Origin of the sequence: Epibacterium sp. MM17-32 (genome assembly GCF_022348205.1) — a bacterium.
Taxonomy (GTDB): Bacteria; Pseudomonadota; Alphaproteobacteria; order Rhodobacterales; family Rhodobacteraceae; genus Epibacterium.
This window is the reverse complement of the sequence record NZ_JAKRFC010000003.1, coordinates 204,550-226,626: the sequence shown is the minus strand read 5'-3', so window position 1 is coordinate 226,626 and position 22,077 is coordinate 204,550. Positions and strand designations below refer to the sequence as shown.

Annotated in this window: 16 protein-coding genes, 2 tRNA genes and 1 riboswitch; of the genes, 14 read left to right on the top strand and 4 right to left on the bottom strand. The window is 62.3% G+C overall.

From position 1 onward, the window contains the following. Window positions 1-49 precede the first annotated feature (49 nt). Window positions 50-1,216, top strand: a complete 1,167-nt coding sequence (ftsY, locus tag MHM88_RS06815; RefSeq protein WP_239361639.1) for a signal recognition particle-docking protein FtsY — start codon at window positions 50-52, stop codon at window positions 1,214-1,216. Between the two features lie 36 nt (window positions 1,217-1,252). Here ftsY and MHM88_RS06810 read toward each other — a convergent pair whose 3' ends face one another. Continuing rightward, entirely contained in the window at window positions 1,253-1,744 is a 492-nt protein-coding gene (locus tag MHM88_RS06810) for an MgtC/SapB family protein (RefSeq protein ID WP_239361638.1), read from the bottom strand. A 107-nt stretch (window positions 1,745-1,851) separates the two neighbouring features. On the opposite strand from MHM88_RS06810, the gene MHM88_RS06805 reads away from it, so the two are divergent. Together MHM88_RS06805 and MHM88_RS06800 are read left to right on the top strand one after the other, a co-directional pair. Next, window positions 1,852-2,757 carry a DMT family transporter gene (locus tag MHM88_RS06805; RefSeq protein WP_239362528.1) on the top strand — a complete coding sequence of 302 codons (906 nt, stop codon included), beginning with the start codon at window positions 1,852-1,854 and terminating at the stop codon, window positions 2,755-2,757. Between the two features lie 44 nt (window positions 2,758-2,801). Beyond that, a complete protein-coding gene (locus MHM88_RS06800) occupies window positions 2,802-3,440 on the top strand; it encodes an inner membrane-spanning protein YciB (protein ID WP_239361637.1) in 639 nt (212 codons plus the stop codon). A gap of 205 nt (window positions 3,441-3,645) precedes the next feature. Here MHM88_RS06800 and MHM88_RS06795 read toward each other — a convergent pair whose 3' ends face one another. Then, window positions 3,646-4,578 carry an alpha/beta hydrolase gene (locus tag MHM88_RS06795; protein WP_239361636.1) on the bottom strand — a complete coding sequence of 311 codons (933 nt, stop codon included), beginning with the start codon at window positions 4,576-4,578 and terminating at the stop codon, window positions 3,646-3,648. A gap of 349 nt (window positions 4,579-4,927) precedes the next feature. Beyond that, window positions 4,928-5,005, top strand: a riboswitch (SAM riboswitch). A gap of 77 nt (window positions 5,006-5,082) precedes the next feature. Here MHM88_RS06795 and metZ point away from each other — a divergent pair. The 8 genes from metZ (at window position 5,083) to MHM88_RS06760 (ending at window position 16,195) form a co-directional block, all read left to right on the top strand. Beyond that, window positions 5,083-6,270, top strand: coding sequence for an O-succinylhomoserine sulfhydrylase (gene metZ / locus MHM88_RS06790; RefSeq protein WP_239361635.1), 1,188 nt, complete (start codon window positions 5,083-5,085; stop codon window positions 6,268-6,270). A gap of 193 nt (window positions 6,271-6,463) precedes the next feature. Next, window positions 6,464-7,567, top strand: coding sequence for a GTP cyclohydrolase FolE2 (gene folE2, locus MHM88_RS06785; protein ID WP_239361632.1), 1,104 nt, complete (start codon window positions 6,464-6,466; stop codon window positions 7,565-7,567). A gap of 231 nt (window positions 7,568-7,798) precedes the next feature. Beyond that, the gene (locus tag MHM88_RS06780) at window positions 7,799-8,476 is read left to right on the top strand and encodes a hypothetical protein (RefSeq protein WP_239361628.1); all 678 of its coding nucleotides are present in this window, start codon (window positions 7,799-7,801) and stop codon (window positions 8,474-8,476) included. 47 nt (window positions 8,477-8,523) lie between these two features. Beyond that, window positions 8,524-9,972 carry a TrkH family potassium uptake protein gene (locus MHM88_RS06775; protein ID WP_239361626.1) on the top strand — a complete coding sequence of 483 codons (1,449 nt, stop codon included), beginning with the start codon at window positions 8,524-8,526 and terminating at the stop codon, window positions 9,970-9,972. Window positions 9,973-10,107: 135 nt separating this feature from the next. After that, on the top strand, window positions 10,108-11,346 hold the full coding sequence (locus tag MHM88_RS06770; protein WP_239361624.1) for an aspartate kinase: 1,239 nt from the start codon (window positions 10,108-10,110) through the stop codon (window positions 11,344-11,346). A 322-nt stretch (window positions 11,347-11,668) separates the two neighbouring features. After that, window positions 11,669-13,906, top strand: a complete 2,238-nt coding sequence (gene ptsP, locus MHM88_RS06765) for a phosphoenolpyruvate--protein phosphotransferase (protein ID WP_239320903.1) — start codon at window positions 11,669-11,671, stop codon at window positions 13,904-13,906. Between the two features lie 349 nt (window positions 13,907-14,255). Then, entirely contained in the window at window positions 14,256-14,384 is a 129-nt protein-coding gene (locus tag MHM88_RS23105) for a hypothetical protein (RefSeq protein ID WP_255734525.1), read from the top strand. A gap of 98 nt (window positions 14,385-14,482) precedes the next feature. After that, window positions 14,483-16,195 (top strand): thiamine pyrophosphate-binding protein, encoded by a 1,713-nt coding sequence (locus tag MHM88_RS06760; protein WP_239361622.1) that lies wholly within the window; start codon window positions 14,483-14,485, stop codon window positions 16,193-16,195. A 482-nt stretch (window positions 16,196-16,677) separates the two neighbouring features. Here the strand turns inward: MHM88_RS06760 and MHM88_RS06755 are convergent. Next, a tRNA-Cys gene (locus MHM88_RS06755) sits at window positions 16,678-16,751 on the bottom strand. Between the two features lie 257 nt (window positions 16,752-17,008). Continuing rightward, on the bottom strand, window positions 17,009-17,725 hold the full coding sequence (locus MHM88_RS06750; RefSeq protein ID WP_239361620.1) for a CbiX/SirB N-terminal domain-containing protein: 717 nt from the start codon (window positions 17,723-17,725) through the stop codon (window positions 17,009-17,011). Window positions 17,726-17,916: 191 nt separating this feature from the next. Here MHM88_RS06750 and MHM88_RS06745 point away from each other — a divergent pair. The 3 genes from MHM88_RS06745 to MHM88_RS06735 all read left to right on the top strand — a co-directional run bounded on the left by MHM88_RS06745 (window position 17,917) and on the right by MHM88_RS06735 (window position 22,051). Then, window positions 17,917-17,990: transfer RNA gene (locus tag MHM88_RS06745), tRNA-Gly, on the top strand. Between the two features lie 179 nt (window positions 17,991-18,169). After that, complete coding sequence (locus MHM88_RS06740; RefSeq protein ID WP_239361618.1) at window positions 18,170-19,972, top strand: ABC transporter transmembrane domain-containing protein; 1,803 nt, start codon at window positions 18,170-18,172, stop codon at window positions 19,970-19,972. Between the two features lie 192 nt (window positions 19,973-20,164). Further along, entirely contained in the window at window positions 20,165-22,051 is a 1,887-nt protein-coding gene (locus tag MHM88_RS06735; protein ID WP_239361614.1) for an acyl-CoA synthetase, read from the top strand. The last annotated feature ends 26 nt before the right edge of the window (window positions 22,052-22,077 follow it).

The window sequence follows — 22,077 nt, the reverse complement described above, 5'->3', positions numbered from 1 at the left end:
CGCGTCAAAGCGCATTAGGTGAAGGTCAAACGACCCTGCGGAGACCCAGATGGCGCTTTTTTCAAAGCTCAAGGAACGGTTGCTGAAATCCTCATCCCGCCTCGGCAAGGAGGTGGATGCGATTGTGGAAGAGGGGGCCGTGACCCCGGACCCCGCAGCGGAGACCACCCCGGACCCCGCGCCTGTTCAAGAGACGCAGCCTCCGGCAGAGACGACACCAGCTCCGGCCGATGCAGGCCCCGCCGACACACCGGCGGCAGGGGCGTCCACCGCTGCACCTGCCCCCATCGTTCCGCCCGCCCCTGCACCGCAGGCGGAGGCATCCAGACCGGGCCTATTGGGTCGGCTCATGGGGCGCGGCAAAGCGTCCGAGCCGCGTCGGGTGCTGGATGACGATATGCTGGAAAGCCTTGAGGAGATGCTGATTGCCTCCGATATGGGGGTCGATACAGCACTGCGGGTGACCGCCAATATCGCCGAAGGCCGCATGGGCCGCCGGGTGTCGGGCCGCGAGATCCGAGAGCTTCTGGCGCAGGAAATCGCCCGCGTGATGGAACCTGTGGCACGTCCGATGCCGCTTTATCCGTCCAAACCGCAGGTGGTGCTGGTGGTCGGCGTCAATGGTTCTGGCAAGACCACCACCATCGGCAAGCTCGCCAGCCAGTTCCGCGCGGCAGGGAAAACCGTGGTGATTGCGGCAGGTGATACATTCCGCGCCGCCGCCGTGGAGCAGCTGCAAGTCTGGGGCGACCGCGCCGGTGTACCGGTGCTGACCGCGCCCGAAGGATCAGATCCCGCGAGCCTTGCCTTTGACGCGATGACCAAGGCCGAGGCCGATGGTGCGGATCTCTTGATGATCGACACCGCCGGGCGTCTGCAAAACCGCGCCGACCTGATGGAAGAGCTGGCAAAGATCGTGCGGGTCATTCGCAAGAAAGATCCCGAAGCCCCGCACAACACCCTCCTGGTGCTGGATGCCACCACCGGGCAAAACGCGCTGTCGCAGGTGGAAACCTTCCGCCAACTCGCGGATGTGTCGGGGCTGGTGATGACCAAACTCGACGGCACCGCCAAGGGCGGCGTTCTGGTGGCGCTTGCGGATAAATTCGGCCTGCCGATCCATGCCATTGGCGTGGGCGAGCAAATTGACGATCTCGCACCCTTTGACCCCGAGGAGTTCGCCGCCGCGCTCACTGGGCTCGAAGACGGGGTTTGAAGACGGGGCTTGAAAACGGGACCTGAGGATCGGAGCTCAATGCCGGGTCATCCATCTCTCCACATGGCGCAGCGCAAACAGCACCGTGAGGACAATGGCCGTGGCCATCGCCGCCAGCGGCATCTGACCCGCCCCGCAGCCCAAACCGATCGCGCCTGCAAGCCAGAGCGAGGCCCCGGTGGTGACATTGCGCACCCGGTCCCCGGCGGTGAAGATCAGGCCCGCTGCAAGAAAGGCCACCCCGGCAGTCACCGCCTCGATCATGCGCAGGGGATCGTTGCGCTGGGCCTCCGCGCCAAAATCCAGCGCGGCAATCTCGCGCCCCAGCACCACAAAGAGGCAGGCCGCGACGGCGACCAGAATATGGGTTCTGAGCCCTGCGGGTTTGTCGAGCATCTCCCGCTCCAAACCCACCAGCGCCGCCAATGCACTGGCCGCGAGCAGCCGGGCCAGCGCCACCGGCGCGGGCACAACGGAAAAGGTGCTGGTGAATTCGCTGGTGATCTGCTGGATGGCGGTGTCGAACATGCTGCCCCGATTGTCTGCGATGAACAGTCAACGTGCGCAGTGCGGCAGGGTTCCCGATTTTCTTCATTCCATCATTTGAGACCTTGTATTGAAAAGGACCGCATATGCTGAGCGACTGGCTGATTTCCCTGGAAGGCACCGAGGCAGGCCATCAAGCGGCACTGATCCTGGCGGTGTCGGCGGCCTTTTTGCATGCGGTCTTTGGCGCGCTGCAAAAGGGACGGCATGATCCATGGCTGTCGCGCGGGGCGATTGATGCCTCTTATGCGGTGATGGCGGCACCGTTTGCGCTGTTTGTGGTGCCCTGGCCGGAGCCGCATATGTGGCTGATTTTCCTCGGCGTTTGGGTAATCCACGTGATCTACAAAGTGTTGCAGGCGATGGCCTATACCAAAGGCGCCTACACGGTGGTCTACCCGGTGGTCCGAGGCACCGGGCCGCTGTTTGCGGTGATCGGGGCCTATTGGCTGTTTGGCGAGACCTTCACGCTGGTGCAGTGGCTTGGTGTGGGCGTGCTGCTCGCGGGGATCTTTGGCCTTGCGGTTTATAACTTCATCTTTCTTGTGACGGCGCGTGAAACCCTTGGGATTGCGCTGCTGCTTGCGGTGGCGACAGGGCTGTTTGTGGCGCTTTACACGACCTACGACGCCTATGGCATTCGGGCGACTGCCGATCCTTTCACCTTTCTGGCGTGGTTCTTCATGATCGATGGGATCACCATGCCGATCTATGCCTATTGGCGCTGGCATCGGATGGGCGCGGAGCGGCCCACGGTGGGCCCGTTGATGGTGCGCGGGTTCTTCGGTGGGCTGGTCGCCTTTGCCTCCTTCGGGTCGGTGATGCTGGCCACCCGGCTTGACAAGGTGGGCGAGGCGGCGGTCCTGCGCGAGACATCGACGGTCTTTGCGGCAATCATCGGCTGGCTGGTGCTGAAGGAAACCGTCGGCCCCCGCCGCATCGCGCTGATGGCGCTGATTGCGGCCGGTGCGGTGATTGTTGAAATGGGGGGCTGAGGGTGCCATCTGACAGGAATGAACTGGGACATGAGAGGCCATCTATGAGCGAACAGACAAGCGATGCATCCACCGGTGAGGCGCGCAAGATCAGCCCCTTGGTGAAAAACCTGCTGGAGTTCGGCCCGGTGGTGCTGTTCTTCGTCGCCTATCTGCGGCTCAAGGATCAGGTGTTTGAGATCGGCGGCACCTCTTATGAGGGGTTCATCGTCGTGACCGCCGGCTTTGTGCCGCTGATGGTGCTGTCGACGCTGATCCTGTGGAAGCTGACCGGCAAGCTGTCGAAGATGCAGGTGATGACGCTGGTGCTGATCGTGGTGTTTGGCGGGCTGTCGGTCTGGTTCAACGACGAGCGGTTCTTCAAGATGAAGCCGACGATGATCTACCTGCTGTTTGGCGGCATGTTGGGCGTGGGGCTGTTGCGGGGGCAGAGCTACCTGCGGGTGGTCATGGAGGAAATGATGCCGCTTCAGGACGAGGGGTGGATGATCCTCACCCGCCGCCTCTGTGCGTTCTTCTTTGGGCTGGCGGTGGCCAATGAGGTCATCTGGCGGATGATGAGCACCGAGACCTGGGTTTATTTCAAGACCTTTGGCCTCACGGCTGCGATGTTCCTGTTCTTCATGACGCAGGCGAAACTGTTTCAGACCTACGGTATCGAAGAGGAAAGTGAGGCTGAGTGAGCGCAGACGCGGCGCTTGATTTCAGCTGAAACACGACCCGGTTTGAGGGTTTGCGCTGCGCTTTGCGCATCGCCGGGGGGCGTGAGCCGCGCCTTTCAGGCGCGGCTCACGCCCGGCCCAACGCTTTTGGTGCAGCCTTTGGCTGTCGCGGAAAGGGGCGGGAGGACGCCCGACTTTGCATGAACAGAAGCGAGTCTGGGGAGGGTCAGATCCGCTGCCAGATCGGCATCGGGCTTGGCTGCGGGCGCAGGCTCAGCAGACGTGACCAGCGCCGTGCGGGCACCTCTGGCAGGAGTTGCTGCATCAAGGGCAGTGGCGTGCGCTCCGGCTGACGCAAGAGCCGCTTGTACAGACGCAGCGCGCCGGGGCGCATGTAGGACGACCAGTGGCACACCCGACGCTCCGGCAGGCCGATGGAATGACCCATCTGCGCCAGATGCTCCAGCGTATCGAGGCAATCAAGCTGCAGGGTTACCGCATTTGTCGCCTCAAACCCCTGACCAATGGCGCGATCGCCGCGTTCGGGCGACCGGGTCAGGGTCTCAAACATAAAATCAAACGCATCGTTTTCACGGCTGGTGACGTTGAAAAACTCTGCCCGGCGTCCGGCCGGTGTCGCCAGCGCCGTGGCCGCTCGGCTCTGATAGCTGGCGCCGGTCAAGGAGATCACCCGTCCCACGGCACCGGCAGGCAGCCAGTGAACGGCCTCCAGTGCCACCTCGGACCCCAGAGAATGCCCGATGATATGGATGTCTCGGGCGGGGGCTTGTGCGTGCAGGCTGCGCACCACCTGTGCCAAGGCCCGTCCTGCCGCCAAGGCGCGTGCCTGCGCCGAGGCCAGCGTCCCTCTGGCGTCCCAGCCAAACGCCACCGCGAGCCCCTCGTCCCTGCGGCCAAGGCCAAAGCCGAGCTGACGTGGCCAAGACGGTGCGCGCCACGGCATATGCTGTGGATCAAGCGACAGGATGTGGCGATGCGGGCAGTGGTTTGGATTGCCGGGCTGGTATTTATAGCCATGCACCATGATCACCACCGGCCCCGGCACATCTGCCAATCGCGCGATACCATCGTCAAACGACCTGAGCCGGGCATGAAGCACCGGCGTCTCACCCACTGCATTAATACGGATCACTGCCATCACAGGCCCCCAAAGCCATGATTTTTCCTATCCGGTAGCGGCTTGCGGTGACGGGAAGGTGACGGCTGGGTAACGATGAGGTGACGGCTATGAGCTGCGGCCAAGAGGTCACATACCACGTCGCGGCGGACCCGGTCGATCTGGACGAGCGCCTGCCGGGACGCTTGGCGTTGGGCGGACCCTATTGAGCAGCTGGTTGAAGCATTCAGCCCATGCAGGCAGTGCGTCTTGTCTTGGAATAGGCCGACGGTGGAAAGAAGATTGCCGTGACCGTTTGCAAAAAGGCTGGACTTGACGTCAGGGACGCTCGGGAGTACCACATGCCGCAACGCTGCGCAGGATCTGCGCGCCGTTGCATCGTGGCGATTTGTTTACCGGATTGCGGGCCACGTAAAAAAGCCGCTAAAGAGGTCAGGACGACGGGACTCCCTTTCGCTTGGCCGAACGGGAGTTTTTTTATGCGCGGCCCGCAAGAGAGCGGCGGTGACCGGCGGAGGCGATACGATGACTGAGACCTGGAACAAACGCACCAAACTGGTTCACGGCGGCACCCGGCGCAGCCAGTATAACGAGGTCAGCGAGGCGATTTTCCTGACCCAGGGGTTTGTCTACGACAGTGCAGAGCAGGCAGAGGCGCGGTTTATCGAGACCGGCCCGGATGAGTTTATCTATGCCCGCTATGGCAATCCCACCGTGGCGATGTTTGAGGAACGTATTGCGCTGCTCGAAGGGGCGGAGGACGCTTTTGCCACCGCATCCGGCATGGCCGCGGTCAATGGCGCGCTGACCTCGATCCTGAAGGCGGGCGATCACGTAGTGTCCGCCAAAGCGCTGTTTGGGTCCTGTCTTTATATTCTGGAGAGCATCCTGACCCGCTATGGGGTTGAGGTGACATTTGTTGATGGCACCGATCTGGACGCATGGCGTGCGGCCGTGCGCGCGGATACCAAGGCGGTGTTCTTTGAGAGCATGTCGAACCCGACGCTTGAGGTGATCGACATCAAAGGCGTCGCCGAAATTGCCCATGCGGTCGGCGCCACAGTCGTGGTCGACAATGTGTTCTCCACGCCGGTGTTTTCCAACGCCATCGAACAGGGCGCGGATGTGGTGGTTTATTCGGCCACCAAACATATCGACGGGCAGGGGCGCGCGCTGGGGGGCGTGGTGCTGGGCAGCAAGGATTACATCCGCGGCACGCTGGAGCCTTACATGAAACACACCGGCGGCTCGCTCAGCCCGTTTCATGCCTGGATGTTCGTCAAAGGACTGGAAACCATTGACCTGCGGGTCAATGCACAGGCCGCAAGCGCGTTGCAGATCGCCGAGGCGCTGGACGGCCATCCGGCCCTGGCGCGCACCATCTATCCGGGTCTGAAGACCCATGCGCAGAACGATCTGGTGCAGCGGCAATTGGGCGGCAAGGGCGGCACGGTGCTGTCACTGGATATCAAGGGCGGCAAGGACGCGGCCTTTGCCTTTCTCAATGCGCTGACGATCCCGGTGATTTCCAACAATCTGGGCGATGCGAAATCCATCGCCACCCATCCGGCCACCACCACCCACCAGCGCCTGTCCGAAGATCAGCGCGCCGAACTTGGGATCACCGACGGGCTGGTGCGGTTCTCCGTCGGGCTTGAGGATGCGGACGACCTGATCGGGGATGTAAATCAGGCGCTTGCGGCGATCAGCTGACTTGCCTTAAACCTGCCGCAGCAGAACCTGAGCGCTCTGCTGCGGACCCATCTCGGGGCGGGAAAGCACGGTGCAAAAGGTCAGATCAGAGACCTTTAGTGGCGTTTTTAGGTGATCTGTTTTGTGTTTCCTGCCGTACTACCCTAGATAATTGCGGGCAGGCGCTTTGCTGCTGGGACAGGAGTACGGGTTTATGAATATCCATTCTCGTGATGTGAACGACACGCCGGATCGGTCGGAGGCCGAGGAGGCACTGGCCGTGCTGCGGCGCTGGGCCGGTGGTGCCAGCGAGACCGAAGTGGCGCAGCTGGACCCTGCCATCGCGCGGCTGTTGCCGGGCCGGGAAGTGCAGAACTATCCTGACCTGAAGCGCCAGTACCCGGAAGAATTTGACGCATCCGAGACCTACCGCGCCACGCTGCCGGATCTGCAAAACGGCCCGTCCAGCCTGATCCGGGGCGCAAAAGAGCAGATTCAGCACGTCGGTATTTCAAATTTCCGCCTGCCGATCCGCTTTCATACCCGCGACAACGGCGATCTGACGCTGGAAACCAGTGTGACCGGCACCGTGAGCCTTGATGCCGAGAAAAAGGGCATCAACATGTCCCGCATCATGCGCAGCTTCTACAAACATGCGGAAAAGGTGTTCTCCTTTGATGTGATGGAGGCGGCACTTGAGGATTACCTCAGTGATCTCGACAGCGGCGATGCGCGGCTTCAGATGCGGTTTTCCTTTCCGGTGAAGGTGGAGAGCCTGCGTTCGGGTCTGTCGGGCTATCAGTATTACGACGTGGCGCTGGAGCTGGTGCAGATCGCCGGGCAACGTCACCGCATCGTGCATCTGGATTACGTGTACTCCTCCACCTGTCCCTGTTCGCTCGAGCTTTCGGAACATGCGCGTCAGGCACGCGGGCAGTTGGCGACACCACATTCGCAGCGCTCGGTTGCGCGGATTTCCGTGCAAATGGAACAGGATAGCGGCTGTCTGTGGTTCGAGGACCTGATCGACCATTGCCGCCGCGCAGTGCCGACCGAGACGCAGGTGATGGTCAAACGCGAGGATGAGCAGGCCTTTGCGGAGCTGAATGCGGCCAATCCGATCTTTGTCGAAGATGCCGCACGGCTGTTCTGTGAGGCGCTGCAAAGCGATGCGCGCGTGGGCGATTTCCGGGTGGTGGCGAGCCATCAGGAAAGCCTGCACAGCCATGATGCGGTCTCGGTGCTGACACAGGGGACGATGTTCGCCGCACCAAGCCTTGACCCGCAGCTGTTTTCGACCCTGATCCATCGCGGTTGACGCGATCAATGCGAGGGGCGCTGCCCCTCGCGCTCCCCGAGATATTTATAAAAAGATGAAGACAAGGCCCCTTTATCGGAGGTCGGGTGCCGGTTTTTGCCGCATTGCGGCATTTTTGCTGCTGTTGCGAAGGAAAATCATGTTAGCGTGAGTCGTGAGGGGGCGCTTGCGTCAGTCAAGCGGGCGCCTGGCCTGTTTGAATGCGACAATGACCGACCTTGAGGAGCTCACATGATCCGGTTTGAAGGTTTCAAAGACATTCCCACAACGCCGCAGGCTTGGGCAGGCTATGCCTTGGGGCGGCAGGTAAAGATGATGCGCGCCATGGCGACATGGGCGGCCGAGGCGCCGCAGCACCAGTTGCATATGGCGCAGGCAATGCTGAAGGCGCAACAGGAGTGGATCAGCGGGATGCATGGCCCTGCTGCTGCGGCTGAAGGGGCCGCGGGTGCGCAGGCCATCGCCGCGGCCAAGACAACCACAGCCCCGCGCAAGCCGGCAGCCCGCAAGCCCGCCACGCGAAAGGCAGCGCCTAAACCCTCCCCCGCCAAGGCAGCGGTTCAGAAAGCACCCGCCAAGACCCCGACGGAACAGGCGACACCGGCGACACAAGCGACACCGGCGCGCAAGGCCGCATCGCCCGCCAAAACCTCGGAACCTGCACGTCCTGCGCAAGCGGCAAGCGTCAGCGCAGGCACACCGGAGGCGGCAAAACCTGCGACCAAATCGACAGGCCCGCAAGCCACTGCGCCGGCAAAAACAAACACCGCTCAGCCGGTTCAGGAGGCACGCCCCGCGACCTCGGAGCAGAGCAAAGCTGCGCCGCGCCGGCGTCCGCGTTCGCCCTCGACTCCGCCGGAGATGCCGGGGCCGAAAACCGGCAAAGATGGGACAAAGCGCGAGTCGTGATCGCTTTGTCTTGACAGTCTGAGCAGGGGTTGCCAACGCTGCGCCTCATGTTGGATCTGCGCCCCATCGGATATGTCATCGGCCTGCTCGTTACCATTCTGGGCGGGATGATGGTCTTTCCACTTCTCCTTGACCTCTATGATGGCAACGGGGAGTGGCCGGTGTTTTTGGAAAGCGCCGTGATCTGCCTGTTGGCGGGGGGGTGCCTGGCCCTGACTTGCGCCAATGGCATCGGGCGGGGGCTGTCGATCCGCCAGACCTTCCTGCTGACCACGCTGGTGTGGGTCGCGCTGCCGTTCTTTGGGGCAATCCCGTTGATGCTGGGCGCGACGGAGCTGAGTTTCACCGATGCGTTCTTTGAGGCGATGTCGGGGCTGACCACCACCGGCTCCACCGTGATCTCCGGTCTGGACGATTTGCCGCGCGGGCTGTTGCTGTGGCGCGGAATCCTGCAATGGCTGGGAGGCATCGGCATCATTGTGGTGGCCATGGTGTTCCTGCCCGAGCTGCGGGTCGGCGGCATGCAGATCTTCAAGTCCGAAGCCTTTGACACCATGGGGAAAATCCTGCCGCGCGCGCAGGAGATCGCCAAGCAGATCTCGGTCATCTATCTGGTGCTGACCATGGTCTGTGCGCTGGTCTATACCGTGTTGGGGATGGGGCCGTTCGATGCGCTGGTGCATGCGATGACAACCACGTCCACCGGCGGGTTTTCCAACTACGATGCATCCTTCGGGACGTTCTCTGGCCCGGCGGAATATGCGGCCTCGTTCTTCATGGTGGCGGCGGCGCTGCCGTTCGTGCGCTATGTGCAGATGGTGAATGGCCAGATGACGCCACTGTTCCGGGACAGTCAGATCCAGACCTTCCTGGCCACCATTGCCGTATTGGTCCTGGTTTCGGCCGCGGTTCTTGTGACTATCTTCCCGCATCATCCCGAGCAAGCCGTGCGCGAGGCCTTGTTCAATATCATCTCCATCATGTCAGGCACCGGCTATGCCAGCGTGGACTACATGCAATGGGGTGCGTTTCTGATCATGATCTTCTTTTTCATCGGCCTGATCGGGGGCTGTGCGGGCTCGACGGCCTGTTCGGTGAAGATCTTCCGCTACCAGCTGCTCTTTGCCTCGATCCGGGTGCAGGTGCAGCGGATCCGCTCGCCCAACGGGGTGTTTGTGCCCCGCTACGAGGGGCGGCCGGTGACGCCGGATGTGCTGAGCTCGGTGATCTCCTTCTTCATGTTCTTTGTCATCACGCTGGGCATCGTGGCCTGGGCGCTGGCGCTGACGGGGCTGGATTTCATCACCGCCATTTCCGGTGCGGCAACCGCTGTGGCCAATATCGGCCCGGGTCTGGGCGATATAATCGGGCCTGCAGGCAATTTTGCGCCCCTCAACGACACTGCCAAGTGGATCCTGGCCATTGCCATGCTGATCGGGCGGCTGGAGCTGATGGCGGTTTATGCCATCCTGACGGTTCGTTTCTGGCGCAGCTAGTCCCGCTTGGGGCTGATGCTTGCGCAAAACGCCCTTGGCCTTGAAATAAAGGGCAGGTCCGTCTTGCCCTTGGCTGGTTGCTCGCCTAAGAACGCGCGAACCCTTAACCCCGCAAGCGGAGGGAAACCACACCTCATGCCCCTACTTGTGATGAAATTCGGCGGCACATCCGTCGCCAATCCGGATCGCATTCGCCGCGCCGCCAAACGTGTCGGCGTCGAAGTCGCCAAGGGCTATGACGTGATCGTCATCGTCTCTGCCATGTCCGGCAAGACCAACGAGTTGGTCGGCTGGGTGGGCGAGACCTCGCCGCTGTATGATGCGCGTGAATATGATGCGGTCGTGTCCTCTGGCGAGAACGTGACCGCCGGGCTGATGGCGCTGACGCTTCAGGAAATGGACGTGCCCGCGCGCAGCTGGCAGGGCTGGCAAGTGCCGCTCAAGACCAACTCCGCCCATAGTCAGGCCCGGATCGAGGACATCGGCACCGACAATATCAACGCCAAGTTCGGCGAGGGGATGAAGGTGGCCGTGGTCGCTGGCTTTCAGGGGATTTCGCCCGAGGGCCGTATCACCACGCTGGGGCGCGGTGGGTCCGATACCACGGCGGTTGCCTTTGCGGCGGCCTTTGGGGCCGAGCGCTGCGACATCTATACCGATGTGGACGGCGTCTACACCACCGATCCGCGCATCTGTGAAAAGGCGCGCAAGCTCGACAAGATCGCCTTTGAGGAAATGCTGGAACTGGCATCCTTGGGCGCAAAAGTGCTGCAAACCCGCTCTGTGGAACTGGCCATGCGCTACAAGGTCAAGCTGCGTGTGCTCTCCAGCTTTGAAGAACAATCCGACGAGGCCGGCACGCTGGTCTGCGACGAGGAGGAAATCATGGAATCCAATGTTGTTAACGGCGTTGCCTACTCTCGCGACGAGGCCAAGCTGACCTGTCTTTCGGTCGCGGATCGTCCCGGCATTGCGGCGACCATCTTTGGCTGCCTCTCTGATGCGGGCGTGAACGTCGATATGATCGTGCAGAACATCTCTGAAGATGGGCGCACCGACATGACCTTTTCCTGCCCCACCGATCAGGTGCAGCGCGCCGAGGTTGCGCTCAACGCCTTCAAGGACAAGGGCGAGCTGAACTATGCGGAGCTGGTGGCGGATACCGGCGTGGCGAAGATTTCCGTCGTCGGGATCGGCATGCGATCCCAGTCCGGCGTTGCCGCCAAGATGTTCAAGGTGCTGTCGGATGAGGGCATCAACATCAAGGTGATCACCACGTCGGAGATCAAGATCTCCGTGCTGGTGGATCGCAAATACATGGAGCTCGCGGTGCAGGCCTTGCATGATGCGTTCGAGCTCGACAAAGCAAGCTGATACGCGTTGCCGTTGATTGAATGCGCGCCGGAGGTCTCCTCCGGCGCGTTTGTTTTTGCGCGTTCGAATTCATCCCGCGTGCGGCAGGCAAGCCGGTCGGGGCGGCATCCATGCTGCCAGAAGGGGGGCTGCGCAGAAGGGTATTTGCTTCAAAACCTCTTGCCAGCGCCCCGGCCAGCCGACACATTGCCTGTGACCTCGCGTCCGGTGCGAAGAGAGTTGATGCGCATGAGCGTCATCTGTTATTCGGAACGCCGGATCGTGAACGGGTGGGTGACAGGGCATCCGTGGCGTCAAATGAAAAACCCGGGAAAGGGCGAACATGGTTGAGAACACGGAATCCGAGAGCAGAAAGCTTCTGGGTCGTCTGCGCGAGGCCATGGCAGGAGATGATGCCGGGCAAGCCCGCCTTGATAAGATCACTCAGCTGATTGCCGACAGCATGGGCACCGAAGTGTGCTCCATCTATCTGTTTCGCGACGAAGAAACGCTGGAGCTCTGCGCCACCGAAGGTCTGAACCGCGAATCCGTCCACCAGACCCGCATGCGTGTGGGCGAGGGGCTGGTGGGCCGCGTGGCCCGCACTGGCAAGGTCATCAACACCCCTGATGCCCCCAGCGCGCGCGGCTTCCGCTACATGCCCGAGACCGGGGAAGAGCGGTTTTCCTCCTTCCTCGGGATTCCGATCCAGCGCCTGGGCGAGATGATGGGCGTCCTGGTGGTGCAGTCCAAGGAGACCCGTGAATATTCCTCCGACGCGGTTTATGCGCTTGAGGTGGTGGCCATGGTCATTGCCGAGATGACCGAACTGGGTGCCTTTGTGGGCGAGGGCTCGGCGATGTCGCCGCTGCATCAGCAGTCCGTGATCCTGAAAGGGATCACCGCCCAGGAGGGGGCGGCCGAGGGCAACATCTGGCTGCACGAACCCCGCGTGGTGGTCACCAACCCGATTGCCGATGATCCGCACCGCGAACTGGAGCGTCTGCAAGAAGCCGTGGACGAGCTGCGCGTGGGCGTTGACAAGATGCTTCAGGTTTCCGGCGCGGACAAGGAGCAGGCGCAGGTTCTGGAAACCTATCGGATGTTTGCCAATTCCAAGGGCTGGATGCGGCGCATGGAAGAAGACATTGCGCGTGGCCTCAGCGCCGAAGCCGCGGTGGAAAAAGAGCAATCCCTCGCCCGTGGCCGTATGGCGCAGGTGCAGGATGCCTATTTGCGCGAACGTCTGAGCGATCTGGATGATCTCTCCAACCGTTTGCTGCGCATTCTGACCGGGCAGGGCAAGGACACTGGCGCCGAGTTGCCGGAGAACCCCATTCTGGTGGCCCGCAATATCGGACCGGCCGAGCTGCTGGAATATGGCCGCAAGCTCAAGGGGATCGTCCTTGAGGAAGGCTCCGTGGGCTCGCATGCGGCGATTGTGGCGCGGGCGCTGGCGATTCCGCTGGTGGTGCGCGCCGCGCGGATCACGACAGAGGGCCTGAACGGTGATCATGTGCTGGTCGATGGTGATCAGGGCGTGGTGCATCTGCGCCCCGATGATCCCGTCGTCAGCGCCTTTCGCGACAAGATCGCGATGCAGGCACAGGCCCAGGAGCGCTACGCGTCGATACGTGACAAACCTGCCATAACGTCCGATGGTCAAAGAATAAACCTGGTGATGAATGCCGGTCTGATGGCGGATCTTCCGTCGCTGGACAACTCCGGTGCAGAAGGCGTTGGCCTGTTCCGGACCGAATTGCAGTTTCTGGTCCGCAACAAGATGCCCAAGCGGTCCGAGCTGGTGGCGCTCTACCAGCGGGTTCTGGAAGCCGCGCATGGCAAACGTGTGGTGTTTCGCACGCTCGATATCGGCTCCGACAAGGTGCTGCCGTACATGAAGCCGCAGGATGAACCCAATCCGGCGCTTGGCTGGCGGGCGATCCGCGTGGGGCTTGATAAACCCGGCGTAATGCGGATGCAGCTGCAGGCGTTGATCCGGGCGGCCAATGGCGGCCCGCTGACGGTCATGTTTCCCTTCGTCGCCCAGTTCGAGGAGTACCGGCTGGCACGAGAAGAGGTGAACAAAACCATCGAACGCGAAAAACGTCTGGGACACATCCTGCCCTCCAGTCTGGAGGTCGGGGCGATGCTGGAGACGCCCTCGCTTGGTTTTGCGCCGCTCAAGTTCTTTGAGGAAGTGGATTTCCTGTCGATCGGCGGCAACGACCTGAAACAGTTTTTCTTTGCGGCGGATCGTGAGAATGAACGGGTGCGCAAACGCTATGATACGCTGAATGTGAGCTTCCTGAGCTTTATCGAGCGCATCGTGGAGCGCTGCGACATTTCCGGCACGCCGCTGAGTTTCTGCGGCGAGGATGCGGGGCGCCCGATCGAGGCGGTCTGTCTTGCGGCCATGGGCATCCGCACCCTGTCGATGCGCCCGGCCTCCATCGGTCCGGTCAAATCGCTGCTGATGCGGGTGGATCTGGGCGAGTTGCGCAAGATCATCTCTGACGCGCGCCATCGGGGCGATCAGACCGTGCGCCCGGCAGTGATGCAATATCTACGAGGACTTTAACCGCTCAAATTGTCTGGGGGCATGACAGCGTTGATCGCGCGCAGCGGGCGCGCGATCTATCCTGGCCACGGCTGCATTGGAGTGCATTGGCGGGGATTGCGACGTCGGCGGCCCTAGAATGCGTTGTCCTTGTCCGATGTTTCTCGCAAAATATTCCAGAAATTTTTTCTATAATTGTCTTTAATCAACATTTCTGCTGTTTCTGGCTCAAATGCCTATCCGGCGATGAAAGACGAGATCTGGCTGTGCAGCGTGTGCGCTTGATCAACGCGACGGGGGCCTGGAGGGACCGGCAATCGAGTAGCGTGATCGGTGCCCGCGGAACATGCGAGCGGGGGAGGATACCCACATGATGACCTGGGCAAAACCACTTGAGCTGAAGCGGAAATCCCGAATTTATCCACAGTTTTGGCTGGCGTTTTCCACAGCCTTTGACGGTGGCTTTGTCGGCGCGGCCACCCGGCTGGCGTCAATTTGACAGCTTGCTCGTAAATCTGCCGAATTCCCCCTCACTGGGTCTAGGCGCAGCCTTTGCAATGGATATGATCCCGGCGATCAGGAGAGGAAGACCAACAGATGTCCAGCGTATCAGCACCATCCACCACACCGCCGCGCCGCAGCGGGGGCAGAATTCTTGCGGATCAGTTGCGCATTCTAGGGGCAGACACGATTTATTGTGTACCCGGAGAAAGTTACCTGGAGTTGCTCGACGGGCTTCACGCCCATCAGGAGGCGATAAACGTCGTCACCTGCCGGCACGAATCCGGTGCCTCTAATATGGCCGACGCCTATGGCAAGCTGACAGGCAAGCCGGGCATCTGCGCCGTGACGCGGGGGCCGGGGGCGACCAACGCGTCGAACGGCGTGCACACCGCGTTTCAGGATTCCACCCCGATGATCCTGCTGATCGGGCAGGTGGGGCGCGAGATGGTCGACCGGGAGGCCTTTCAGGAGATCGACTATCGCCGCATGTTCGGCCAGATGGCGAAATGGGTGGCGCAGATCGATGATGCCGCCCGTATTCCGGAGTATATGGCGCGGGCATGGAAAACGGCGCTGTCGGGGCGCCCCGGGCCAGTGGTGCTGGCGTTGCCCGAGGACATGCTCACCGATGAGGTTGCGGTCGCGGACCTGCGGGCGACCCAGCCGGCACGCCCGGCGCCGACCGCTGGCGATGTGGAGACCCTGCAGGCGATGATCGCGCGCGCCGAACGGCCGATGCTGATGGTGGGTGGCCCCGGCTGGAGCGACCGCTGTGCGCAAAAGGCGCTGGCATTTGCTGAACGGATCGGGCTGCCGGTGACCACATCGTTCCGCAGTCAGGACTATGTGGACAACGGGCACGACAACTATGTCGGTCCTGTCGGCATCGCGCCGATTCCCAATCTTCGCAAACGCTTGCGTGAAGATGTTGATCTTCTGATCGCGGTCGGGCCGCGTCTTGGCGAGATGACAACCCAGGGCTACGAGCTGATCGATATCCCGCATCCACAGATGACATTTGTGCATGTGCATCCGGGCGCCGAGGAGCTGGGGCAGGTCTATCAGGCGGATCTCGCGATCCAATCCGACCCGGAGCTGTTCTTTGACGCCGCCGAGGCCATTACCGTCCCCGATGGGCCGTATGTCTGGGCGGACTGGCTTCAGGACCAGAGGGCGGATTACCTTGCCTTCCAGACCCCGACCGAGGTGCCCGGGGATGTGAACATGGGCCATGTGGTGCGCCACATGAGCGAGACGCTGCCGCAGGACACGATCTTTACCAACGGGGCGGGGAACTACACGGTCTGGCTGCACCGGTTTCACCAGCATCGCGCCTATCGGACCCAGCTTGCCCCCACCAGCGGCTCCATGGGGTATGGGGTGCCTGCGGCCGTGGCGGCCAAGCTTCAGCATCCTGATCGCACGGTGGTTGCCATGGCCGGTGACGGCTGTTTCATGATGACCTCGCAGGAGCTTGCCACCGCCGTTCAGCACGGCGCGGATGTGATCTTCGTTGTGGTGAACAACGGCATGTATGGCACCATCCGGATGCACCAGGAGCGTCACCACCCCGGCAAGGTGATGGCGACCAAGCTGGTGAACCCGGATTTTGTGGCCTATGCGGCCTCCTTCGGCATCGCAGGCGAACGGGTCTTGTCCACCAGCGATTTCTCGGCCGCGCTGGAACGTGCCCGGACTGCCAGGGGAGGCTACATGATCGAGATTGTCGTTGATCCGGAGGCTCTGACGCCCAACCAGTCGCTCTCGGCCGTGCGCGCAGAAGGCGAAGCGACGCAGAAGGCCTGATTGTCGAGCGCGCCCCTGACGCTCGCGCTGCCGGCACGGGGGCGGGCAACAAATCCGGAAACATCATGTGATCTGGTCCGCCGCGGACCGGATCGCGCTTCAGCTTGTGAAACATGTCCCGCGCCAGCAGTTAGGCCACCCGGCGCCCAGCAGCCATCTCGCAGCCGAGAGGACATGGCCCTGCCATACGCGGTCACAAACCCAAGGGAAACTTTTCCTCCACCGCATGAGCGGTTGTTACAGGACCCTGTCGTTCTGCCGTTGGTTTCGGTGACATCGCGTTCACTGCCCTGCTGGGGGCACAGGTTTCGTCGCGCGCCGTGGTGTGTCCGATGTCGCCACCACTGAGAGGCTTATCACCGCCCGCTGATTGGCGCAGAAACATGCGGAAGGGGCTGCGTGTACCACGACGCAAGACGAACGGCACGAGGCCAAAAAGCGAATGTTGAGCAGAGAGTTGAGAGCCGGAATTTGCTAGATATTGGAGGCGAGTACCGGAATCGAACCGGTGTACACGGATTTGCAATCCGCTGCGTCACCACTCCGCCAACTCGCCTTATCAATCGCTTAACAGTGGCGGGTGGTGTCCTGCCACTTAGCGTGCCACACTGTCTATTTGTGTTCTGAGGGGTTCGCAAGGGGCAAAACGACGATCTCTCACGAAATTCTTGCGACTTCTGGATGCCTGGTTTGAGGCACTGCGGGACGGGGACACGGAGCCCAGTGAATGCTCTGCGCGTTCCGGCTGTTCCGTCCACCGAGGCGCTGGCAAGCGATACGCCAGGCGAGATCAATTGGGGCGCTGAAAGAGGGCTAACTCTGCGCCGTCGCGCTTTGGTGATGCGTCCGGAGGATGGCCTTGGCGATCAGCTCGGGGACGCCGGGCAGTGCGCCGAGAACGGGCAGGGTGGCGCCCTGAAACCCGGCCTGGGCCAACGCTTCGGGGATGTCTTCGCGCACATGGGCGCCGGATTGGGCAAAGAAGGGCAGGCATAGGGCGCGGGGACCAAGGGATCGGGCCGCGTCCGCGATGAACGGTGTCTCCTCGACAAAGCCGGTGCGCAGGTTCAGCCCGGGCAGGTCGGCGCGCAGTGTCGCAGCAAAGGACTCGGCGGCCTCGGCTGCCTTGGGACCGCGTGCAGAGCCATGTGCAGCCAGAAGGATCTCGGTATCGTCGAGCGCCCAGTCCCGCGATGCAACCGCATCCCGGATGGCGGTGACCGTGAGCGCCGGCAGCGCCGGGTCAAGGCCAAACGGCGCGGCGATCCGGTATCGCCACCCGGTCAGGCGCCGGGGCAAGACCTTGCCGGTGAACCATCCCCGCGCCATGAAAAAGGGATAGATCACCGCATCCTCACACATGGCGGCCTCCAGAAACCCCTTGGACGACAGGGTTGCAGACCGGACATCCCAATCGGGCAGCTGGTCGTTCACGGCTGCTGCCACCGCGGCGAGATGGATCTCGGGGGGAGGGGGCGCAGACGGCTGGCCATGAGAGGTCAGGATGGCAACGCGGGGGAGATGCGGCATGAGGGGCTCGGGGCTGTGAAGGGGCAGAGACCTCCTGACACTAGGGGCTCTGTGTAATGTGGAAAAGGGGGCGGGTCTGATCTGCCGAAGAGAGATCGCGAAAATCCGGGAGGCGACGCGGGTCCGGCGGGAAAAATACCGGATATGTGGTTGACGGCAAAAAAACCTTCACATACATCACACGATACGAAGCGGGTATGGTGAAATGGTATCATAAGAGCCTTCCAAGCTTAAGGTGCGGGTTCGATTCCCGCTACCCGCTCCAAAACTTTCCCAGCCGATAAAAAGACCTGTTGCTTCAACTGCTTGTATTACGCAACTGCGGCGATACTACCCAGTTTGGCGGCCAATGCAGCCTTGACCTGCCAGTGGCGCGGGGCCATGACACGGGGCGGGACGGGCGCTGTGCGCGCCAGACGAAGATTGGCGAGCAAAGGAGCCCTCATGGCACGACGTGCGGTGCAAACCTCAGGCGGCAACGAAGATCGCGAGAGCTCTCGCCGGATTGGCGTTCTGAAGGCGCTCTGGCCCTTCATGCGGCCCTATCGGGGGATGATCCTTGCGGCGCTGGCGGCGCTGACGCTGACCGCGGGTGTGTCTTTGTCCCTGCCGCTGGCGGTGCGCCGGGTGGTCGACAATTTCCGGATCACGGATGCGGCGTTGTTGAACCAGTATTTCACCGCGGCGATGGTGATGGCGGCGCTGCTGGCCTTTGGCACCGGGCTGCGCTACGCGCTGGTGACCAAACTGGGCGAACGGGTGGTGGCGGACATCCGCAAGGCGGTGTTCGACCGCATCATCGGCATGAGCCCGGCCTTTTTCGAGCGAATCATGACCGGCGAGGTGCTGAGCCGGATCACCACCGACACCACGCTGATTCAGTCGGTGCTGGGCTCTTCGGCCTCTGTCGCGCTGCGCAACCTCCTGATCTTTGCGGGCGGGCTGGTGCTGATGCTGCTGACATCGGCCAAGCTGACGGCGCTGGTGTTGCTGATCGTACCGGCGGTGATTGTACCGATCCTGTTTCTGGGCCGCCGCCTGCGGGCGATTTCCAAGGAGAACCAGGACTGGATCGCCGCCTCCTCGGGCAATGCGGGCGAGGCGCTGGGGGCGGTGCAGACCGTTCAGGCCTTCACCCACGAGGATCTCAGCCGTCAGCATTTTGCAGAAATGACCGAAACCGCATATGACGTCTCGCGCCGCCGCATCCAGACGCGCGCCTGGCTCACGGTGATCGTGATCTTTCTGGTCTTTGCCGGTGTTGTCGGGGTGCTGTGGATCGGTGCCAACGACGTGCGCTTTGGCGACATGTCCGAAGGCGCATTGGTGCAGTTCGTGATCTATGCGGTGATGGTGGCTGGTTCGGTTGCGGCCCTGTCCGAGATCTGGAGCGAGTTGCAACGGGCGGCGGGGGCCACCGAGCGGCTGGTCGAGCTGTTGCAGGCCGAGGACAGCGTCACCGACCCGATGTCGGCACAGACCCTGCCAGAGCCGGTGCGCGGCGAATTGCGGTTCGACAACGTGTCCTTCACCTATCCGTCGCGGCCGGATGTCTCGGCGCTGGACCGCGTCGATCTGACCATTCATCCCGGCGAAACCGTGGCCTTTGTCGGCCCGTCCGGGGCGGGCAAGACCACGATCATCCAGATGATCCAGCGGTTTTATGACCCGCAATCCGGCGAGGTCCGGCTGGACGGGGTGCCGCTGAACGCCCTGTCGCGTCAGGACTTCCGCCGCCATGTGGCGATGGTGCCGCAGGATCCGGTGATCTTTGCCGCCACGGCGCGTGACAATATCCGCTTTGGGCGCCCGGATGCCACCGATGCCGAGGTCGAGGCCGCCGCACAGGCCGCCGCCGCGCATGACTTCATCATGAAGCTGCCCGAAGGGTATGATGCCTATGTGGGCGAGCGCGGCGTGATGCTGTCGGGCGGGCAGAAGCAGCGCATTGCCATTGCCCGCGCCATCCTGCGCGACGCGCCGGTGCTGTTGCTGGATGAGGCGACTTCGGCGCTCGATGCGGAGAGTGAACGTCTGGTGCAGGCCGCGTTTGAGGATCTGAGCCGGGATCGCACCACCATCGTGGTGGCCCACCGGCTGGCGACCGTCAAACAGGCCGATCGGATCGTGGTGATGGATCAGGGCCGTATCGTCGCCGTTGGCAGCCACGACAGTCTTGTCGCCGAAGGCGGGCTCTATGCGCGTCTGGCGCGCCTGCAATTCACCGATGGGGCCGCGGTCGCCTGACGTCCTGCGCAGGTCCATGTGCGGGCAGGGCAGGGCGGTGTCCTGACCTGTTTGGGCGGCAAATGGCGCAGCGTCACAAATGAGCTTCCTTTACGTGAACCGCCCGTGTCGCTTGCACGCTGATGCAATTGCAATCATCGTATCCGGTGAGGAACAATCAAGATCCGAGGAACGGGCTAGGGGAGGAGAAACATGGCTTTTGCAACGACCGCGGATGTCGCGGCGATCGAACAGGAATGCGCATGGGCGGACCGGGATGTGCCCAAAACGCTCTATGGGCTCCTGTCACGCACGGCGGGGAATTTCCCGAACAACAAGGCGGTGAGCTATCAGATCCTGTCCGGCCCGACCGACAAGGCGGAAACGCTGACCTGGCGCGAGCTGAAGGACAAGACCACCCAGGCTGCAAACCTGTTCCGGTCCCTCGGCATCGGGGAAAAGGACGTGGTCGCCTACGTGCTGCCCAACGCCAACGAGACGCTGATTACCATGCTCGGCGGCGCCGTGGCGGGGATCGTCAACCCGATCAACCCGCTGCTTGAACCCGAGCAGATCGCGTCCATCCTGCGTGAAACCGGCGCCAAGGTGGTGGTGACGCTCAAGGGCTTTCCCAAGACCGACGTGCCGCAGAAGGTGGCCGAGGCGGTGGCCCATGCCCCCAGCGTCAAGACCGTCCTAGAGGTCGATCTCAACCGCTATCTGACGCCGCCGAAATCCTGGATCGTGCCGCTGATCCGGCCCAAGGTGAACAAGGCGCATGCCCATGCGGACTACAAGTGTTTTCGCAAGGAAATGGCCAAGCAACCGACCGAGCTGACCTTTCCCGACAGCGACGGCGACCGGGTGGCCTGCTATTTCCACACCGGCGGCACCACCGGCATGCCCAAGGTGGCGCAGCACACCTATCAGGGGATGATCTACAACGGCTGGCTCGGTCACACGCTCCTCTTCACCGAAGAGGACAACATCATGTGTCCGCTGCCGCTGTTCCATGTCTTTGCCTGCCATGTGATCGTCATGGCCGCTGTTGCATCTGGTGCGCATGTGGTGTTCCCGACCCCGCAGGGCTATCGCGGCGAGGGGGTGTTCGACAACTTCTGGAAGCTCTGCGAACGCTGGAAGATCACCTTTATCATCACGGTCCCCACGGCGATCTCGGCCAAGATGCAGCGCCCGGTGGATGCGGATGTCTCCACCATCAAGACCGCGTTTTCCGGCTCTGCTCCCTTGCCGCTGGAGCTGTTCCGCCGTTTTGAAAAGGCCACCGGAGTCACGCTGGTGGAGGGCTATGGCCTGACCGAGGCGACCTGTCTTGTGTCCTGCAACCCGGTGGAGGGGGAGAAGAAGGTCGGATCGATCGGCATTCCCTTCCCCTATTCCGATGTGAAGATCGTGAAGGGCACGCCGGACGGGCTGACGGAATGTGGCTGCGACGAGATCGGCGAGATCTGCGTCTATACGCCCGGCGTGTTCCCCGGCCACACCTATACCGAGGCCGACAAGAACGTGGACCTCTACTATCAGGAGAAATACCTGCGCACCGGCGATCTGGGGCGGGTGGACAGCGACGGCTACCTCTGGATCACTGGCCGCGCCAAGGATCTGATCATTCGCGGCGGTCACAATATCGACCCGGCAGAGATCGAAGAGGCGCTGCTGGGCCATGACGCGGTGGCCTTTGCCGGCGCCATTGGCCAGCCCGATGCCCATTCGGGTGAATTGCCCTGCGCCTTTGTCGAGCTGGTGGACGGTGCCACGGTGACCGAGGACGAGTTGCTGGCCTATTGCAAGCGTCACATCCATGAACGGGCCGCGATCCCCAAGCACCTGACAATCCTGCCGGAATTGCCAAAAACCGCGGTGGGCAAAGTGTTCAAGCCGGACTTGCGGCGGCATGCGATCATTCGCATCTACGATGGCGCGTTGGAGGCCGCAGGCCTGCCTGCCCGGGTCAGTTCGGTCCTCGACGACAAGAAACGCGGTCTGGTCGCACAGGTCAGCTTGAACGGATGCGCGTCGGAGGATGTCGGCAATGTGCTGGGCGCCTTCACCCGCCCGTGGGAGCAGGCCGAGGCATAGGGTGCCGCCTGCGCGCCGCATGGCGC

Bases quoted from the DNA above. Each gene is read 5' to 3' on its own strand.
- ftsY (WP_239361639.1), top strand. From the start codon at position 50: ATGGCGCTTTTTTCAAAGCTCAAGGAACGGTTGCTGAAATCCTCATCC.
- MHM88_RS06810 (WP_239361638.1), bottom strand. From the start codon at position 1,744: ATGTTCGACACCGCCATCCAGCAGATCACCAGCGAATTCACCAGCACC.
- MHM88_RS06800 (WP_239361637.1), top strand. From the start codon at position 2,802: ATGAGCGAACAGACAAGCGATGCATCCACCGGTGAGGCGCGCAAGATC.
- MHM88_RS06795 (WP_239361636.1), bottom strand. From the start codon at position 4,578: ATGGCAGTGATCCGTATTAATGCAGTGGGTGAGACGCCGGTGCTTCAT.
- metZ (WP_239361635.1), top strand. From the start codon at position 5,083: ATGACTGAGACCTGGAACAAACGCACCAAACTGGTTCACGGCGGCACC.
- folE2 (WP_239361632.1), top strand. From the start codon at position 6,464: ATGAATATCCATTCTCGTGATGTGAACGACACGCCGGATCGGTCGGAG.
- MHM88_RS06780 (WP_239361628.1), top strand. From the start codon at position 7,799: ATGATCCGGTTTGAAGGTTTCAAAGACATTCCCACAACGCCGCAGGCT.
- MHM88_RS06775 (WP_239361626.1), top strand. From the start codon at position 8,524: ATGTTGGATCTGCGCCCCATCGGATATGTCATCGGCCTGCTCGTTACC.
- MHM88_RS06770 (WP_239361624.1), top strand. From the start codon at position 10,108: ATGCCCCTACTTGTGATGAAATTCGGCGGCACATCCGTCGCCAATCCG.
- ptsP (WP_239320903.1), top strand. From the start codon at position 11,669: ATGGTTGAGAACACGGAATCCGAGAGCAGAAAGCTTCTGGGTCGTCTG.
- MHM88_RS23105 (WP_255734525.1), top strand. From the start codon at position 14,256: ATGATGACCTGGGCAAAACCACTTGAGCTGAAGCGGAAATCCCGAATT.
- MHM88_RS06760 (WP_239361622.1), top strand. From the start codon at position 14,483: ATGTCCAGCGTATCAGCACCATCCACCACACCGCCGCGCCGCAGCGGG.
- MHM88_RS06750 (WP_239361620.1), bottom strand. From the start codon at position 17,725: ATGCCGCATCTCCCCCGCGTTGCCATCCTGACCTCTCATGGCCAGCCG.
- MHM88_RS06740 (WP_239361618.1), top strand. From the start codon at position 18,170: ATGGCACGACGTGCGGTGCAAACCTCAGGCGGCAACGAAGATCGCGAG.
- MHM88_RS06735 (WP_239361614.1), top strand. From the start codon at position 20,165: ATGGCTTTTGCAACGACCGCGGATGTCGCGGCGATCGAACAGGAATGC.